Annotated in this window: 15 protein-coding genes; 9 read left to right on the forward strand and 6 right to left on the reverse strand. The window is 63.8% G+C overall.

Annotation, left to right across the window (positions count from 1 at the left end; all coding sequences use genetic code 11):
• Positions 1–482 precede the first annotated feature (482 nt).
• Genes dnaA through gyrB form a run of 4 tightly spaced genes read left to right on the forward strand, consistent with a single transcriptional unit; the run spans position 483 to position 6720 of the window.
• Positions 483–2042 (forward strand): chromosomal replication initiator protein DnaA, encoded by a 1560-nt coding sequence (gene dnaA / locus PKB_RS00005; protein ID WP_043247955.1) that lies wholly within the window; start codon positions 483–485, stop codon positions 2040–2042.
• A gap of 37 nt (positions 2043–2079) precedes the next feature.
• Positions 2080–3186, forward strand: coding sequence for a DNA polymerase III subunit beta (dnaN, locus tag PKB_RS00010; protein WP_043247957.1), 1107 nt, complete (start codon positions 2080–2082; stop codon positions 3184–3186).
• 10 nt (positions 3187–3196) lie between these two features.
• Complete coding sequence (gene recF, locus PKB_RS00015; protein ID WP_043247959.1) at positions 3197–4303, forward strand: DNA replication/repair protein RecF; 1107 nt, start codon at positions 3197–3199, stop codon at positions 4301–4303.
• The gene (gyrB, locus tag PKB_RS00020) at positions 4300–6720 is read left to right on the forward strand and encodes a DNA topoisomerase (ATP-hydrolyzing) subunit B (protein ID WP_043247961.1); all 2421 of its coding nucleotides are present in this window, start codon (positions 4300–4302) and stop codon (positions 6718–6720) included. The genes recF and gyrB overlap by 4 nt, the downstream gene beginning before the upstream one ends.
• Positions 6721–6807: 87 nt before the next feature.
• Here gyrB and PKB_RS00025 read toward each other — a convergent pair whose 3' ends face one another.
• From PKB_RS00025 to glyQ, 5 genes are all read right to left on the reverse strand, one after another.
• Positions 6808–7608 (reverse strand): NUDIX hydrolase, encoded by an 801-nt coding sequence (locus PKB_RS00025; RefSeq protein WP_052355129.1) that lies wholly within the window; start codon positions 7606–7608, stop codon positions 6808–6810.
• A 164-nt stretch (positions 7609–7772) separates the two neighbouring features.
• Entirely contained in the window at positions 7773–8540 is a 768-nt protein-coding gene (locus PKB_RS00030; RefSeq protein ID WP_043247962.1) for a lysophospholipid acyltransferase family protein, read from the reverse strand.
• A gap of 15 nt (positions 8541–8555) precedes the next feature.
• Positions 8556–9086 (reverse strand): D-glycero-beta-D-manno-heptose 1,7-bisphosphate 7-phosphatase, encoded by a 531-nt coding sequence (gene gmhB, locus PKB_RS00035; protein ID WP_043247964.1) that lies wholly within the window; start codon positions 9084–9086, stop codon positions 8556–8558.
• Between the two features lie 54 nt (positions 9087–9140).
• A complete protein-coding gene (glyS, locus tag PKB_RS00040; protein ID WP_043247965.1) occupies positions 9141–11195 on the reverse strand; it encodes a glycine--tRNA ligase subunit beta in 2055 nt (684 codons plus the stop codon).
• A complete protein-coding gene (gene glyQ / locus PKB_RS00045) occupies positions 11195–12142 on the reverse strand; it encodes a glycine--tRNA ligase subunit alpha (protein WP_043247967.1) in 948 nt (315 codons plus the stop codon). The genes glyS and glyQ overlap by 1 nt, the downstream gene beginning before the upstream one ends.
• Before the next feature lie 171 nt (positions 12143–12313).
• On the opposite strand from glyQ, the gene PKB_RS00050 reads away from it, so the two are divergent.
• The 5 genes from PKB_RS00050 (at position 12314) to PKB_RS00070 (ending at position 16334) form a co-directional block, all read left to right on the forward strand.
• Positions 12314–12862, forward strand: coding sequence for a DNA-3-methyladenine glycosylase I (locus PKB_RS00050; RefSeq protein ID WP_043247969.1), 549 nt, complete (start codon positions 12314–12316; stop codon positions 12860–12862).
• 177 nt (positions 12863–13039) lie between these two features.
• A complete protein-coding gene (locus tag PKB_RS00055) occupies positions 13040–13927 on the forward strand; it encodes a lysophospholipid acyltransferase (RefSeq protein ID WP_043247971.1) in 888 nt (295 codons plus the stop codon).
• A 17-nt stretch (positions 13928–13944) separates the two neighbouring features.
• Complete coding sequence (locus PKB_RS00060; RefSeq protein WP_043247973.1) at positions 13945–15258, forward strand: Nramp family divalent metal transporter; 1314 nt, start codon at positions 13945–13947, stop codon at positions 15256–15258.
• 56 nt (positions 15259–15314) lie between these two features.
• Entirely contained in the window at positions 15315–15575 is a 261-nt protein-coding gene (locus PKB_RS00065; protein ID WP_043247974.1) for a PilZ domain-containing protein, read from the forward strand.
• Between the two features lie 111 nt (positions 15576–15686).
• On the forward strand, positions 15687–16334 hold the full coding sequence (locus PKB_RS00070; protein WP_043247976.1) for a 7-cyano-7-deazaguanine/7-aminomethyl-7-deazaguanine transporter: 648 nt from the start codon (positions 15687–15689) through the stop codon (positions 16332–16334).
• A gap of 77 nt (positions 16335–16411) precedes the next feature.
• Here the strand turns inward: PKB_RS00070 and PKB_RS00075 are convergent, their stop codons facing one another.
• Positions 16412–16729, reverse strand: a complete 318-nt coding sequence (locus tag PKB_RS00075) for a tetratricopeptide repeat protein (protein ID WP_043247978.1) — start codon at positions 16727–16729, stop codon at positions 16412–16414.
• Between the last annotated feature and the right edge of the window lie 8 nt (positions 16730–16737).

The following is a 16737-nucleotide window of genomic DNA, read 5'->3' on the forward strand; positions in this document are numbered from 1 at the left end:
TTTAAAGAGACCGGCGATTCTAGTGAAAAGCCAGCGGCAGGTCAATTTCCAACCAGCGTGCCCGATGAAATAGAAAGTAAGAGGAGATTTTTTGAATAAAGGATTGTGAAAGCGATTGATGTTGGTGGAGCATTTTTGTGTGGATAAGTCATTTCCGGCCGCACTGGCTGCGATGATTAGGCAAGGACAGCTCTGTCGATTGCAGGTGGGCTCATTGTGCTTCCCCTGTGGGCAAGCTGGGGGTGAAAGGCGTTGTTGTCCACAGCTGACTTGCCAACAGAGTTCTCCCTGGACTTCTTCCCAGGCCTTAATGGTGGTTATCCACAAGTTTTCGGGTGTTCCAGTGGCTGGTGCCTGTGCATCATTAAGGTCTTGATTTTGCTTGCCCACTTGTTGATTTCTCGTGTGGATAAGTCTGTAAGGGAGGGCTACAATAGGCGTTTCCTTTGGCTCCGTGCCTTCGAAACCCTTGGGGGATACCCGTGTCCGTGGAACTCTGGCAGCAGTGCGTGGAATTGCTCCGCGACGAGTTGCCATCCCAACAATTCAATACCTGGATCCGCCCATTGCAGGTGGAAGCCGACGGCGAGGAGCTGCGTGTCTACGCACCGAATCGCTTCGTGCTCGACTGGGTCAACGAAAAATACATGGGTCGCCTGCTCGAGCTCCTTGGGGAGCGCGGCAATGGGCAGATCCCGGCGCTCTCCTTGCTGATCGGCAGTCGCCGCAGCCGCGCGCCGCGTCCGGCACTGGTGCCGCAAAGCCACGCCATGCCGGCGCCGACCATCACTCCGCAGCCGACTCCAGCTCAGGTGCGTGCGGCCAAGGCCCAGGCCTACCAGGCCGAAGCACCCGCTCAGGAAGAAGCAGCCGCGCGCGTCCAGCAGATGCAGCTGAACGTGCAGGAGCCGATACCGGACATCGACGAGTCGAGCCCGAGTATCGATCCGCTCGCTGCAGCCATGCCAGCGCCTGCGGTGCGCACCGAGCGCAACGTGCAGGTAGAAGGTGCGCTCAAGCACACCAGCTACCTGAACCGCACCTTTACCTTCGAGAACTTCGTCGAAGGTAAATCCAACCAGCTCGCGCGCGCCGCGGCCTGGCAGGTTGCAGACAACCTCAAGCATGGCTACAACCCGCTCTTCCTTTATGGCGGCGTGGGCCTGGGCAAGACGCACCTGATGCACGCTGTGGGCAACCACCTGCTGAAGAAGAACCCCAATGCCAAGGTCGTGTACCTGCATTCCGAGCGATTCGTGGCGGACATGGTCAAGGCGTTGCAGCTGAACGCGATCAACGAGTTCAAGCGCTTCTACCGTTCGGTTGACGCGCTGCTGATCGACGATATCCAGTTCTTCGCGCGCAAGGAGCGCTCCCAGGAGGAGTTCTTCCACACCTTCAACGCGCTCCTCGAGGGCGGCCAGCAGGTGATCCTCACCAGCGACCGCTATCCGAAGGAGATCGAAGGCCTGGAAGAGCGCCTCAAGTCGCGCTTTGGCTGGGGCCTGACGGTAGCCGTCGAGCCTCCGGAGCTGGAGACTCGCGTGGCGATCCTGATGAAGAAGGCCGAGCAGGCCAAGGTCGAGCTGCCTCACGACGCCGCTTTCTTCATTGCGCAACGCATTCGCTCCAATGTGCGTGAACTGGAAGGTGCACTGAAGCGGGTAATCGCGCATTCGCACTTCATGGGGCGCCCGATCACCATCGAGCTGATCCGCGAGTCGCTGAAGGACCTGCTGGCTCTGCAGGACAAGCTGGTGAGCATCGACAACATCCAGCGCACTGTCGCCGAGTACTACAAGATCAAGATCGCCGACCTGCTGTCCAAGCGCCGTTCGCGCTCGGTCGCTCGTCCGCGCCAGGTCGCCATGGCGCTGTCGAAGGAACTGACCAACCACAGCCTGCCGGAAATCGGCGTGGCCTTCGGCGGTCGGGACCACACCACTGTGCTACATGCCTGTCGTAAGATCTCTCAATTGAAGGAATCCGACGCGGACATCCGCGAGGACTACAAGAACCTGCTGCGTACGCTGACCACCTGAGGCCAAGCTGCAGCCCCACAAGGCAAGGGAATAGACCATGCATTTCACTATTCAACGCGAAGCTCTGTTGAAACCCCTGCAACTGGTCGCTGGCGTGGTGGAACGCCGCCAAACGCTGCCGGTTCTTTCCAACGTCCTGCTGGTAGTCCAGGGCCAGCAGCTGTCGCTTACCGGTACCGACCTCGAGGTCGAGCTGGTTGGTCGCGTCAATCTGGAAGAGTCGGCCGAGCCGGGCGAGATCACTGTCCCGGCACGCAAGCTGATGGATATCTGCAAGAGCCTGCCTTCGGATGTGCTGATCGATGTGCGCGTCGATGAGCAGAAGCTCGTTATCAAGGCCGGTCGCAGCCGCTTCACGCTGTCGACCCTGCCGGCCAACGACTTCCCGACTGTCGAGGAAGGCCCGGGTTCGCTGACTTTCAGCCTGGTGCAGAGCAAACTGCGTCGCCTGATCGACCGCACCAGCTTCGCCATGGCCCAGCAGGACGTGCGCTACTACCTCAACGGCATGCTGCTCGAGGTATACGCCGGCACTCTGCGCGCCGTGTCCACCGATGGTCACCGCCTCGCCATGTGTTCGCTGAGCGGTGCTGTGCCGGAGGCGCAGGATCGTCACCAGGTTATCGTTCCGCGCAAGGGCATCCTCGAGATGGCCCGTCTGCTCACCGAGCAGGACGGCCAGGTCGACATCGTTCTCGGCCAGCACCACATCCGTGCTACCACCGGCGAGTTCACCTTCACTTCCAAGCTGGTCGACGGCAAGTTCCCTGACTACGAGCGTGTTCTGCCGAAAGGCGGTGACAAGCTGGTTATCGGTGATCGTCAGCTACTGCGCGAGGCGTTCAGCCGTACCGCCATTCTCTCGAACGAGAAATACCGCGGCATTCGCCTGCAACTGTCTTCCGGTCTTCTTAAGATCCAGGCGAACAACCCGGAGCAGGAAGAAGCGGAAGAAGAAGTGCAGGTTGATTACAACGGCAGCAGCCTGGAGATCGGCTTCAACGTCAGCTATCTGCTCGACGTATTGGGCGTGATGGGCACCGAGCAGGTTCGCATGATCCTCTCCGATGCCAACAGCAGCGCCCTGGTCCAGGAAGCTGACAATGACGACTCCGCTTACGTCGTCATGCCGATGCGGCTCTGACGTTCACTGAATGTCACTGACCCGCGTCTCGGTCACCGCGGTGCGCAACCTGCACCCGGTGACCTTCTCCCCCTCTCCCCGCATCAACATCCTCTACGGCGAAAACGGCAGCGGTAAGACCAGCCTGCTCGAAGCCATCCACCTGCTCGGCCTTGCCCGTTCCTTCCGTAGCCTGCGGCTCAACCCTGTCATCCAGTACGAACAGCCAAGCTGCACGGTCTTCGGCCAGGTTCAGCTCGGCAATGGCATGAGCAGCAATCTCGGTGTGGCTCGTGATCGCCAGGGTGAGTTCCAGATTCGTATCGATGGGCAGAACGCGCGCAGTACGGCGCAACTCGCCGAAACCTTGCCGCTGCAGCTGATCAACCCGGACAGTTTTCGTCTGTTGGAAGGTGCGCCGAAGATTCGCCGGCAGTTCCTCGACTGGGGAGTGTTCCACGTGGAACAACGCTTCATGGTCGCCTGGCAGCGGCTACAGAAGGCGCTGCGCCAGCGGAACTCGTGGCTCCGGCATGGTAAACTGGACGGTGCTTCGCAAGCTGCGTGGGACCGCGAGCTGTGCACTGCGAGTGAAGAAATCGATGCCTATCGGCGGTCCTATATCCAGGCGCTCAAGCCGGTCTTCGAGCAGACCCTCGGCGAGTTGGTCCAGCTGGACCAGCTCACCCTGAGTTATTACCGCGGTTGGGACAAGGATCGCGAGCTGAGCGAAGTGTTGAACAGTAGCTTGCTACGCGACCAGCAGATGGGACATACCCAGGCTGGACCGCAGCGTGCCGATTTACGGATTCGACTGGGCAGTCATAACGCGGCAGAGATCCTGTCGCGAGGGCAGCAGAAGCTGGTGGTTTGCGCCCTCAGGATTGCCCAGGGTCACCTGATCAATCAGGCCAAGCGAGGACAATGCGTCTACCTGGTAGACGACCTGCCCTCCGAACTGGACGAGAAGCACCGTCACTCGCTGTGCCGGTTGCTTGAAGATTTGGGTTGCCAGGTATTCATCACCTGCGTCGACCCTGAACTATTGATGGACGGCTGGCGAACGGACACGCCGGTTGCCATGTTCCACGTGGAACATGGGCATGTCTCTCAGACCACCCCCGGGAGTGAAGAATGAGCGAGAACAATACGTACGACTCTTCCAGCATCAAGGTGCTGAAGGGGCTGGACGCGGTACGCAAGCGTCCAGGCATGTACATCGGCGACACGGACGATGGCACCGGCCTGCACCACATGGTGTTCGAGGTGGTGGACAACTCCATCGACGAGGCTCTGGCTGGCTTCTGCAGCGAGATCAGCATCACCATCCACACCGATGAGTCGATCACCGTTCGCGATAACGGCCGTGGTATTCCGGTCGATATCCACAAGGAAGAAGGGGTTTCGGCGGCCGAGGTCATCATGACCGTACTGCACGCCGGCGGTAAGTTCGACGACAACACCTACAAGGTTTCCGGCGGTCTGCACGGCGTGGGTGTGTCCGTGGTCAACGCACTCTCCGAAGAGCTGCGCCTGACCATTCGCCGTGAAGGCAAGGTCTGGGAGCAGATCTACCACCACGGCGTTCCGCAGTTCCCGCTGCGCCCGGTCGGTGAGACCGAAGGCTCGGGCACCGAAGTCCACTTCAAGGCTTCCGCCGAGACCTTCAGCAACATCCACTTCAGCTGGGACATCCTGGCCAAGCGTATCCGCGAGCTGTCCTTCCTGAACTCCGGCGTCGGCATCGTCCTGCGCGACGAGCGCTCCGGCAAGGAAGAATTGTTCAAGTACGAAGGTGGCCTGCGCGCCTTCGTCGAGTACCTGAACACCAACAAGACCGCGGTGAACCAGGTCTTCCACTTCAACACCCAGCGCGAGGAAGATGGCGTTGGCGTGGAGATCGCCCTGCAGTGGAACGACAGCTTCAACGAGAACATCCTCTGCTTCACCAACAACATTCCACAGCGTGACGGTGGTACCCACCTGGCGGGCTTCCGCTCCGCCCTCACCCGCCACCTGAACAACTACATCGAGCAGGAAGGCCTGGCGAAGAAGTACAAGATCGCCACCACCGGTGACGATGCCCGCGAAGGCCTGACCGCGATCATTTCGGTGAAGGTGCCGGATCCGAAGTTCAGCTCGCAGACCAAGGACAAGCTGGTTTCCTCGGAAGTGAAGACTGCCGTGGAACAGGAAATGGGCAAGTACTTCGCCGACTTCCTGCTGGAGAACCCCAACGAGGCCAAGGCAGTGGTCGGCAAGATGCTCGACGCCGCCCGCGCCCGTGAAGCCGCGCGCAAGGCCCGCGAGATGACCCGCCGCAAGGGTGCGCTGGACATCGCCGGTCTACCAGGCAAGCTCGCCGACTGCCAGGAGAAGGACCCCGCCCTCTCCGAGCTGTACATCGTGGAAGGTGACTCCGCGGGCGGTTCTGCGAAGCAGGGCCGTAACCGCAAGACCCAGGCGATCCTGCCGCTCAAGGGCAAGATCCTCAACGTCGAGAAAGCTCGCTTCGACAAGATGCTGTCCTCCCAGGAGGTCGGCACCCTGATCACCGCGCTGGGCTGCGGTATCGGTCGCGAGGAGTACAACATCGACAAGCTGCGTTACCACAACATCATCATCATGACCGATGCTGACGTCGACGGTTCGCACATCCGTACCCTGCTGCTGACCTTCTTCTTCCGCCAGCTGCCCGAGCTGGTCGAGCGCGGCTACATCTACATCGCGCAGCCGCCGCTGTACAAGGTGAAGAAAGGCAAGCAGGAGCAGTACATCAAGGACGACCTGGCCATGGAGGAATACATGACCCAGTCGGCCCTCGAAGAGGCCAGCGTGCACGTCAACGAAAGCGCCCCGGGCCTGTCCGGCGAAGCGCTGGAGAAGCTGGTCAACGAATACCGCGCGGTGATGCGTACCCTCTCCCGCCTCTCGCGCCTGTACCCGCAGGACCTGACCGAGCACTTCGTCTACCTGCCGCGTATCGACGTCGAGCAACTGGGCGACCAGGCTGCGATGCAGGGTTGGCTGGAGCAGTTCCAGGCACGCCTTAAGGGCTCGGAGAAGTCGGGTCTGACCTATACCGCCAGCCTGCGCGAAGACCGCGAACGTCACCTGTGGCTGCCGGAAGTTGAAATGGTCGCCCACGGCCTGTCCAACTACGTCACCTTCAACCGCGACTTCTTCGCCAGCAACGATTACCGCTCGGTAACCGACCTGGGCGCCAAGCTGAACAGCCTGATGGAAGAAGGCGCCTATGTGCAGAAGGGCGAGCGCAAGAAGGCGGTCTCGAGCTTCAAGGAAGCTCTGGACTGGCTGATGGCCGAAGGCACCAAGCGCCATAGCATCCAGCGATACAAAGGTCTGGGTGAGATGAACCCGGAGCAGCTGTGGGAAACCACCATGGACCCGAACGTGCGCCGCATGCTCAAGGTAACCATCGAGGACGCCATCGCTGCCGACCAGATATTCAACACCCTGATGGGCGATGCCGTGGAGCCGCGCCGCGACTTCATCGAAAGCAATGCCCTGGCGGTGTCGAACCTGGACGTCTAAGCGCCCTGCCCAACCCGGGCGTGCGCGCCCGGTGTTTGACGAAGCCCCTGCCCGGAACTCCGGCCAGGGGCTTTCGTTTTTCCGGGGTTAGAAAGCGGCGCCGGGGCGCAGCGGGAAACTCGCCTCGGGATAGCCTGCATCCTCGGGGATGCGCAGGTGGCGGATGCCGGCGATCTCTTCCAGCCAAGGTTGCACGCTGCAACGGGGACGCGTGCGAGCCATCGCCAAAGCCTGCACGACGGTGTCGATGCCGTGGAATAGCCGTAGGTTTTGCGCCGTGACGAATACCAGGCTGCGCCGGCCCGCCTCGCCTTCTGCCAGTGCCTGATGGGGAGTGATCCACAGGGAGTCCACGGCTTCGCCTCCATCGTGCCGGGCGCTCTGCCCGGCCGGCGCGGCTGCGAGAAAGAAGCGGGTGTCGAAGCGTTTGTCGAGAAAGTCCGGGGTTACCCAATGGGCGAAAGGTTCGAGCAGGTCGGTGGCGAGAAGGAGATTCTCGGCCTCCAGCATTTCGAACAGGCCGGTAGCGTCCAATTGCAGGCGCAATTGCCAGCGCGCCCTCAGTCCGCTCACGTCCGCCTCGCTCAACAAGCTGGTGACGCCCGCCCTTCTAGCCAGCAACAGACCGCTTTCCTCGAAGACTTCACGGATGCCCGCTACGCGGAAACGTAGCTCGTCATCACCCAAGGATTCCGCGCCGCTGCAGCGAGCCCGCAAGGCGGAATGGCCGTCTGTGCTTTCTATCTTGCCGCCGGGGAATACGAGAGCGCCGGGACAGAAGCCGACCTGCTGGTTGCGCACCAGCATCAGGACCTCCAACCCTCCCCCGTTGTGCGCTTCGCGAATGAGCAAGACGGAGGTGGCTGGGCGTGGATTTTGGCTGGTCATGGCGTGGCTCTTCCCTGGCGTCTGCCTTGAGCTTATAGGTCGCCAGGGACACGCGCACAGGGCGTATCGGACAAAGCCCAGATGGCGGCTGCCGCAACGGGCGATCACGCCGCAGAAACGAAAACAGGGCCCTTGGGCCCTGTCTCTGGAATCGCTCTAGCGGGTCAGGCGACGTCGGCCTGGGCGCTCGCTTGCGGCGGCAGTTCGCCGATCCCGCGCAAGGCGTTGGCTACCCATTCCTCGGCGCGCTGGTTGAGCTCGGCGATAGCACGCGGGCCTTCGCCCTCGGCGTACATCAGCGGGCCGATCATCACCTCGATGGTGCCCGGATGCTTGGCCCAGCCGTTCTTCGGCCAGCAGTGGCCGGCGTTGTGCGCGATCGGCAGTACCGGCAGGTTGGCGTTCACTGCCAGGGCGGCGCCGCCGCGGGAGAACTTGCCCATTACGCCAGTGGGGATGCGCGTGCCTTCCGGGAAGATCAGCACCCAGGCGCCCTGCTGCAGGCGTTCGTGGCCCTGCTTGGCGAGCTGCTTGAGGGCGACCTTGGGTTGGCTGCGGTCGATGGCGATTGGCTTGAGCAGTGCCAGCGCCCAACCGAAGAAGGGCACGAAGAGCAGTTCGCGCTTGAGCACCTGGCTCAGCGGCGCGAAGTAGCCGGACAGGAAGAAGGTCTCCCAGGTGCTCTGGTGCTTGGAGAGGATCACGCAGGGTTTCTGCGGGATGTTCTCCAGGCCGCTCAGGCGGTAGCGCACGCCGACCATGTGCCAGGCCAGCCAGACGGCGAAGCGGCACCAGCGCTGGACGACGAAGCGATAGCGCGCCTCGAACGGCAGGAGGGGGGCGAGCAGCAGGCTCAGGGTGCCCCAGGCGAAGGCGCTGAACGACAGCAGCAGGTAGAAGAGGACGGTTCTGGTGGCCTGCACTATCGACATGTTCAGCGCGACTCCTTAGGTCAAGAGGTGTGCGGCGACGGCCGCAAGATCGTCGAAGACCAGCGTGCCTTCGGGCAGCGGCTTGGCCAGGGTTCGTTCGCCCTTTCCGGTTTTCACCAACACGGGCTGACAATCGACGGCCAGGGCCGCCTCCAGGTCACCCTTGCTGTCGCCAACGAACCAGACGCCCTGCAGCGGCCGATCATAATGCGCGGCGATCTGCCGGAGCATACCCGGCTTCGGCTTGCGGCAGTCGCAGCCTTCGTCGGGCCCATGGGGACAGTAGACGATCAGGCCGAGTTCCCCGCCCTGCTCCGCCACCAGCTCGCGCAGGCGCGCGTGCATGCTTTCCAGGGTCGCCAGGTCGTAGTAGCCGCGGGCGACGCCGGACTGGTTGGTGGCCACTGCCACGGTCCATCCCGCCTGGCTCAGGCGAGCGATGGCAGCGATGGCGCTGGGGATCGGAATCCACTCGTCGAGGGACTTGATGTACTCGTCGGAGTCGAGGTTGATGACGCCGTCGCGGTCGAGGATCAGTAGCTTCATACGGTTCAAATCGGGGCCGGTTCCGCGCAGGGTGCGCGGAACCGGGTACCCGTATCAGCCCAGCAGGGAGATGTCGGCGACGCCGAGGAACAGCCCGCGCAGCTTCGCCAGCAGCGCGTAGCGGTTGGCCCGCACGGCGGCATCGTCGGCGTTGACCAGGACTTCCTCGAAGAAGGCGTCCACCGGCGCGCGCAGGGCGGCCAGGCGGGCCAGGGCGGCGCGATAGTCGCGAGCCTGGGCCAGCGGAGCCACTTCGCCTTCGGCACCGGCCACGGCGTCCGCCAGGGCGCGCTCGGCGTTTTCCTGCAGGCGGTTGCAGTCGACTTGCGCCGGTACTTCACCTTCGGCCTTGGCCAGGATGTTCGACACACGCTTGTTGGCGGCGGCCAGGGCTTCAGCTTCCGGCAGCTGACGGAACGCCTGCACGGCTTGCACGCGCTGGTCGAAGTCCAGTGGCGCGGTCGGGGTCAGGGCGCGAACGGCTTGGTACACCGCGACGTCCACACCTTCGTCTTCGTAGCGCGCACGCAGGCGGTCGAAGATGAAGTCCTGCACCTGGGCGGCCAGGCCTTCGGCCTTGACCTTGTCGCCGTACTGGCCGATGGCGAAGGCGATGGCTTCACCCAGGTCGAGGTCGAGCTGCTTCTCGATGAGGATACGCAGCACGCCGAGGGCGGCGCGGCGCAGGGCGTACGGGTCCTTGCTGCCGGTGGGCAGCATGCCGATGCCGAAGATGCCGACCAGGGTGTCGAGCTTGTCGGCCACGGCCACGGCAGCGCCGGTCAGGGTGCTCGGCAGTTCGGCGCCAGCACCGCGCGGCATGTACTGCTCGTTCAGCGCGAGGGCGACGTCCTTGGCTTCGCCGCCGGCGGTGGCGTAGTAGTAACCGGCGATGCCCTGCATCTCCGGGAACTCGCCGACCATCTCGGTGGCCAGGTCGCACTTGGACAGGATGCCGGCACGGGCGGCGTTCTTCGCGTCACCGCCGATGCGCTCGGCGATGAAGGCGGCCAGGGCGGAAACGCGCCGGGCCTTATCGAACACGGTGCCGAGCTGGGCCTGGAAGACCACGTTCTTCAGGCGCTCGTTGAACTGCTCGAGCGGCTGCTTCTGGTCCTGCTTGAAGAAGAACTCGGCGTCGGTCAGGCGCGGGCGCACGACCTTCTCGTTGCCGGAGACGATGTGCTCCGGTGCCTTGCTCTGCACGTTGGCCACGGTGATGAAGCGCGGCAGCAGCTTGCCGTTGGCGTCCAGCAGGCAGAAGTACTTCTGGTTGTCCTGCATGGTGGTGATCAGGGCTTCCTGCGGCACGGCGAGGAAGCGCTCCTCGAAGGAGCAGACCAGCGGCACCGGCCACTCGACCAGGGCGGTCACTTCGTCCAGCAGGTCGGCCGGCACCACGGCGGTGCCCTTCTGCTCGGCAGCGAGTTCGGCGACGCGCTTGGCGATGATTTCGCGGCGCTCGGCGAAGTCGGCCAGCACGTGGGCGCTGCGCAGGTCTTCCAGGTAGTTGGCCGGGCTGGTGATCAGCACGTTGTCCGGGTTGTGGAAGCGGTGGCCGCGGGACTCACGACCGGCTTTCTTGGTGAGGATCTCGCAGTCGACGACGTCGTCGCCGAACAGCATCCCCAGCCACTGGGTCGGACGGACGAACTCTTCGCGGCGGGCGGCCCAGCGCATGCGCTTGGGAATCGGCAGCTCGTTCAGCGAGGTCTCGACGATGCTCGGCAGCAGGCCCACGGCCGGCTGGCCGGCGATGCTCTGGCTGAACTTGAGCTTCGGGCCGCTCTTGTCGATCTGCTCGAGGTCGACGCCGCATTTCTTGGCGAAGCCCAGCGCAGCCTGGGTCGGGTTGCCGTTGGCGTCGAAGGCGGCCTGCAGCGGCGGGCCGTCGAGGTTCACGGTGCGGTCGGGCTGCTGCACGGCGAGCTGGTCGATCTGCACGGCCAGGCGGCGCGGCGCGGCGTAGTAGCGGGCGGCCGAGTAGGTCAGGCCGGCGGCCTTCAGGCCTTTCTCGATACCGGCGAGGAAGGCTTCACCGAGGCTTTTCAGGGCTTTGGGTGGCAGCTCTTCGGTGCCCAGTTCGACGAGGAAATCCTTCGCGCTCATTATTCGGCCTCCTTCAGCTTGGCCAGTACTTCGTCACGCAGTTCGGGGGTGGCCATGGGGAAGCCAAGGCGCGCGCGGGCCTGCAGGTAGCTTTGCGCCACGTTACGGGCCAGGGTGCGCACGCGCAGGATGTAGCGCTGACGCTCGGTCACCGAGATGGCGCGGCGGGCGTCCAGCAGGTTGAAGGTGTGCGAGGCCTTGAGGACCATCTCGTAGGTCGGCAGCGGCAGTTGCAGCTCGATCAGGCGGTTGGCTTCGCTTTCGTAGAAGTCGAACAGCTCGAACAGCTTCTCGACGTTGGCGTGCTCGAAGTTGTAGGTCGACTGCTCCACTTCGTTCTGGTGGAACACGTCGCCGTAGGTGACCTTGCCGAAGGGGCCGTCGGCCCAGACCAGGTCGTACACCGAGTCGACGCCCTGGATGTACATGGCCAGGCGTTCGAGGCCGTAGGTGATCTCGCCGGTGACCGGGTAGCACTCGATGCCGCCGACCTGCTGGAAGTAGGTGAACTGGGTGACTTCCATGCCGTTCAGCCAGATTTCCCAGCCCAGGCCCCAGGCGCCGAGGGTCGGCGATTCCCAGTTGTCTTCGACGAAGCGGATGTCGTGCACGAGCGGGTCGATGCCGATGGCTTTCAGCGAACCCAGGTAGAGCTCCTGGAAGTTCTCCGGGTTCGGCTTGAGGACGACCTGGAACTGGTAGTAGTGCTGCAGGCGGTTCGGGTTCTCGCCATAGCGGCCGTCGGTGGGGCGGCGGCTGGGCTGCACGTAGGCAGCGTTCCAGGTTTCCGGGCCGATGGCGCGGAGGAAAGTGGCGGTGTGGAAGGTACCGGCGCCAACTTCCATGTCGTAGGGTTGCAGCACCACGCAGCCCTGGTCTGCCCAGTATTTTTGCAGGGCGAGGATCAGGTCCTGGAAGGTGGGCACGGCGGGCGTAGTCTGGCTCACGAAAATCACCTGTGCTGGGTATGCGTCGAAAACCGCGCAGTATACCCGAAGCCGCATGCCGCTTGGGGTTTCCGCGCTTTCAGGGCGACCGCCGCTATCGCATTAGGCTGTGTTTTTATACAGTGCGTCGGCTATAGTGATTGCCTTCCCAACCCTTCGAGGCCGACTGCCATGCCCCGCTGCTTCTGGTGCAACGACGACCCGCTGTACATCGCCTACCACGACACCGAATGGGGCGTGCCGTTGAGGGATGCGCAGAAACTGTTCGAGCTGCTGCTCCTCGAGGGCGCCCAGGCCGGGTTGTCGTGGATCACCGTGCTGCGCAAGCGTGAGCGTTACCGCGAGGTGCTGTTCGGCTTCGACCCCGAGCGCCTGGCGCGCATGAGCGACGAGGAGATCGAGGAGCGCATGCAGGACCCGGGCATCATCCGCAACCTGGCCAAGCTCAAGGCCGCCCGGCAGAACGCCCTGGCCTGGCTGGCCCTGCCCGATCCGGTGGAGCTGCTGTGGTCTTTCGTTGGAGACCAGCCGAAGGTCAACCATTTCAGCGGACGCGGCGATGTCCCGGCGGTGACGCCCGAGGCCGAGGCCATGAGCAAGGCGCTGAAGAAGGCCGGCTTCACCTTCGTCGGTCCGACCATCTGCTACGCCTTCATGCAGGCCAGCGGCATGGTGATGGACCACACCACCGATTGCGACCGCTACGCAGAGCTATCCTGACGCCGGTCGAGGAGCCTGTAGGAGCGCGCCATGCGCGCGATTCGCGGCCATGGGCCGCTCCTAGGGGTGTGAAAGGGTGAGACCAATCCCCTCTCTATCGCCCCAATCGGAACGTGCGTTTCGCCTTCGGTCATCCGCGCTGGTTAAAATGCGCGCATTCGTCTGAAGGAGCATTCCGTGGAGAAATTCAAAGGCGCACTGGTGGTGGGATTCCTGCGGTTGTTCGCCATGTTGCCGTGGCGCGCGGTCGGGGCCCTGGGCGCGGGCATCGGCTGGCTGATGTGGAAGCTGCCCAACCGCTCCCGCGAGATCGTGCGGATCAACCTGACGCATTGCTTCCCCGAGCTGTCGCCGGCCGAGCGCGAGAAGCTGGTCGGACGCAGCCTGATGGACATCGGCAAGACGCTCACCGAAAGCGCCTGTGCCTGGATCTGGCCACCGCAGAAGTCGCTGCAGTACATCCGCGAAGTGGAAGGCATGGAGGTGCTGGAAGAGGCCCTGGCCTCGGGTGACGGCGTGGTCGGCATCACCAGCCACCTGGGCAACTGGGAAGTGCTCAACCACTTCTATTGCTCCTACGCCAAACCGATCATCTTCTACCGCCCGCCGAAGCTGAAGGCGGTGGATGAGCTGCTGAAGAAGCAGCGCGTGCAGCTGGGCAACCGCGTGGCGCCGTCCACCCCGGAAGGCATCATCAGCGTCATCAAGGAAGTGAAGCGAGGCGGCTGCGTCGGCATTCCCTGCGACCCTGAGCCGGACCTGGGCTCGGGGCTCTTCGTGCCCTACCTCGGCACCACCGCGCTCACCAGCAAGTTCGTGCCCTCCCTGCTCGCGCGGGGCAAGGCCCGCGGGGTGTTCTTCCATGCCGTGCGCCTGCCCGATGGCAGCGGCTACAAGGTGATCCTCGAGGCGGCACCGGCGGACATGTACGACAAGGACATGGAAGTCTCGGTGGCCGCCCTGAGCCGCGAACTGGCCCGTTACGTACGCGACTACCCGAGCCAGTACATGTGGACCATGAAGCGCTTCAAGAAGCGCCCGGAAGGCGAAGCCAAGTGGTACTGAGCTGAAGGAGCAGCCGCATGCTGGGATTGCCGACCACCGCCACTGCGCCCTTCTGCCCGTCCGAGGTCAAGGGTAGCGTCGTCGTCTCGCCCAGCGCGCCGCTGTGGAAGCGCATCCTGCAATTCGCCGGGCCCGGCCTGCTCGTGTCCATCGGCTACATGGACCCGGGCAACTGGGCGACGGCCATCGAAGCCGGTTCGGGCTTTGGCTACCAGCTGCTGTTCGTGGTCCTGCTTTCCAGCCTCGCCGGCATGGTCCTGCAATGTCTGGCGATGCGCCTGGGCATCGTCAGCGGGCAGGATCTGGCGCAGCTCTCGCGGCAACGCTACAGCCCGGCCGTAGCCAGGGGGCAGTGGCTGCTGGCAGAGCTGTCGATCATCGCCACCGACCTTGCCGAAGTACTCGGCTGCGCCCTCGCCTTCCACCTGCTGCTGGGCGTCAACCTCACCGGCGGCATCCTCCTCACCGCCCTCGACACCCTGATCGTCCTTGGCCTCAAGGGGCAGCGCTTCCGCCACCTCGAAGCCATCATGCTGGGCCTGATCCTCACCATCAGCGCCTGCTACGCGGTCGAGCTGCTGCTGATCAAGCCGCATTGGCCGGACGTGGCCATCGGCTTCCTGCCCAGCTGGCAGGCGGTCAGCGCCCGGGAGCCGCTGTACCTCGCGATCGGCATCCTCGGCGCCACCGTGATGCCGCACAACCTCTACCTGCATTCCTCCATCGTGCAGACCCGCGCGGTTTCCGGCAGCCAGGGCAAGGCCTCGGCGATCCGCCTGGCGCGACTGGATACCATCGTGTCGTTGAGCCTTGCGCTGCTGATCAACGCCGCCATCCTGATTCTCGCCGCGGCGGCCTTCCACGAAACCGGGCACGCCGACGTCACCGAGATCCAGGACGCCTACCGTCTGCTCGAACCCCTGGTCGGCGCCGGCCTGGCCGCCATCCTGTTCGGCGTGGCGCTGCTGGCTTCCGGGCAGAGTTCGACCTTCACTGGCACCATCGCCGGCCAGGTGATCATGGAAGGCTTCCTGCAGATGAAGATTCCGTGCTGGCAGCGTCGCCTGATCACTCGTGCCCTGGCGCTGATCCCGGCGCTGATCGGCGTGCTGCTGCTGGGCGACAAGGCGGTGGGCAAGCTGCTGGTGTTCAGCCAGGTGGTGCTCAGCCTGCAACTGCCGTTCGCCCTCTGGCCGCTGATCCGCTTCACCAGCGACCGCGCGTTGATGGGCGAATTCGTCAACAGCCGGCTGACCCAGGCTTTGGGCTGGCTGCTGTTCGTGGTCATCAGTGGCGCCAACCTGTGGCTGCTGGGGCAACTGTTCGCTTGACCTGCGCCGCCATATCGGGCGGACTATGCCGCTGACCTTCCGGACGGATGCCGAGCATGGCGAATCAGAGGCAGTACCCGCGTACCCCGATGAAGTGCAGGATCAAGATCGCCCACGCGAGTTTCGGCGAGATTTTCGGCCACACTCGCGACCTCTCCGACGGCGGCGTCTATGTGCGCCATGAAGCCCTCGCCGGCCTGCCCGCCGGCACCCGCGTGACCGGCCAGGTGCAAGACCTTCCGATCGAGGCGCCGGTGTTGCAGATGGAAGTCACCCGCACCGACGCCGAAGGCGCGGGCTTGCGCTTCGTCGAGTGAAGCGCCCGACGAAGAACCTGACTTTCGGGTCCGTTATTCGCTAGAATACGCGCCGCTCGGCATAGGGCCGGGCATGGGTTCCCTCACCCCATCGATGAAAAAGGACCACGCATGTCTGCCTTTTCCCCGGCGGCACGGCGCAACGCGCTGGCCGGCCTGATCGTTTTCCACATCATCATCATCATCGCCAGCAACTACCTGGTGCAGCTGCCCATGACCCTGTTCGGCTGGCAGACCACCTGGGGTGCGTTCAGCTTCCCGTTCATCTTCCTGGCCACCGACCTCACCGTGCGCCTGCTCGGCAAGGGCCCGGCGCGGCGCGTCATCGCCCGCGTGATGCTGCCCGCGCTGCTGGCCTCGTACGTGGTTTCGGTGCTGTTCCAGGATGGCGGCTACCGAGGCTTGGCGGCGCTGGGCGAATTCAATACCTTCGTCGGGCGCATCGCGCTAGGCAGCTTCTTCGCCTACGCGCTGGGGCAGATTCTCGACATCCAGGTCTTCGATCGCCTGCGCAAGCTCCGCCAGTGGTGGATCGCCCCGGTCGTGTCGACCCTGTTCGGCAACCTGATGGACACCTTCGCGTTCTTCTCGGTGGCCTTCTGGCACAGTGCCAACCCCTTCATGGCCGAGCACTGGGTGGAGATCGCCAGCGTCGATTACGCGGTGAAGCTGAGTGTCAGCCTGATTCTCTTCGTGCCGCTCTATGGCGTGCTGCTGAACGCCATTCTGCGCCGCGTGCAGCGGCCGGCGCTGGCCTGAAGGTCGGCGATTCCCTGTAGGAGCGAACCTTGTCCGCGAATCGCGGGCATGGCCCGCTCCTACAAAGGGCGGTGCGGTTAGCTGTTCTGCGCCTTGTCGAGCTTGCGCAGGAATACCGTCATTTCCTTTTCCGCCTGCTTGTCGCCGTGGGCCTGGGCTGCGGCCAGGCCATCGGCCCAGGCGGCGCGGGCGCCATCGAGGTTGCCTTCGGCCTGCAGCGCCTTGCCCAGCAACTTCCAGGCTGCCGAGTACTTCGGGTCCTGCTCCACGCAGCGGCGCAGATGAACCGCTGCCCTGGCGGCTTCGCCGGCATCCAGGTAGCCCTTGCCGAGGCCAAAGCGCAGCAGCGGGTTATCCACGCCTTTGGCGAGCATTTTTTCCAGTCCTTCGAGCATCGCCTGCC

The organism is Pseudomonas knackmussii B13 (assembly GCF_000689415.1).
GTDB classification, from domain to species: Bacteria; Pseudomonadota; Gammaproteobacteria; order Pseudomonadales; family Pseudomonadaceae; genus Pseudomonas; species Pseudomonas knackmussii.

Coding starts and splice junctions, on each gene's coding strand:
- recF (WP_043247959.1), top strand. CDS start 3,197: ATGTCACTGACCCGCGTCTCGGTCACCGCGGTGCGCAACCTGCACCCG.
- gmhB (WP_043247964.1), bottom strand. CDS start 9,086: ATGAAGCTACTGATCCTCGACCGCGACGGCGTCATCAACCTCGACTCC.
- PKB_RS00075 (WP_043247978.1), bottom strand. CDS start 16,729: ATGCTCGAAGGACTGGAAAAAATGCTCGCCAAAGGCGTGGATAACCCG.
- glyS (WP_043247965.1), bottom strand. CDS start 11,195: ATGAGCGCGAAGGATTTCCTCGTCGAACTGGGCACCGAAGAGCTGCCA.
- gyrB (WP_043247961.1), top strand. CDS start 4,300: ATGAGCGAGAACAATACGTACGACTCTTCCAGCATCAAGGTGCTGAAG.
- dnaN (WP_043247957.1), top strand. CDS start 2,080: ATGCATTTCACTATTCAACGCGAAGCTCTGTTGAAACCCCTGCAACTG.
- PKB_RS00050 (WP_043247969.1), top strand. CDS start 12,314: ATGCCCCGCTGCTTCTGGTGCAACGACGACCCGCTGTACATCGCCTAC.
- PKB_RS00065 (WP_043247974.1), top strand. CDS start 15,315: ATGGCGAATCAGAGGCAGTACCCGCGTACCCCGATGAAGTGCAGGATC.
- PKB_RS00030 (WP_043247962.1), bottom strand. CDS start 8,540: ATGTCGATAGTGCAGGCCACCAGAACCGTCCTCTTCTACCTGCTGCTG.
- PKB_RS00025 (WP_052355129.1), bottom strand. CDS start 7,608: ATGACCAGCCAAAATCCACGCCCAGCCACCTCCGTCTTGCTCATTCGC.
- PKB_RS00070 (WP_043247976.1), top strand. CDS start 15,687: ATGTCTGCCTTTTCCCCGGCGGCACGGCGCAACGCGCTGGCCGGCCTG.
- PKB_RS00060 (WP_043247973.1), top strand. CDS start 13,945: ATGCTGGGATTGCCGACCACCGCCACTGCGCCCTTCTGCCCGTCCGAG.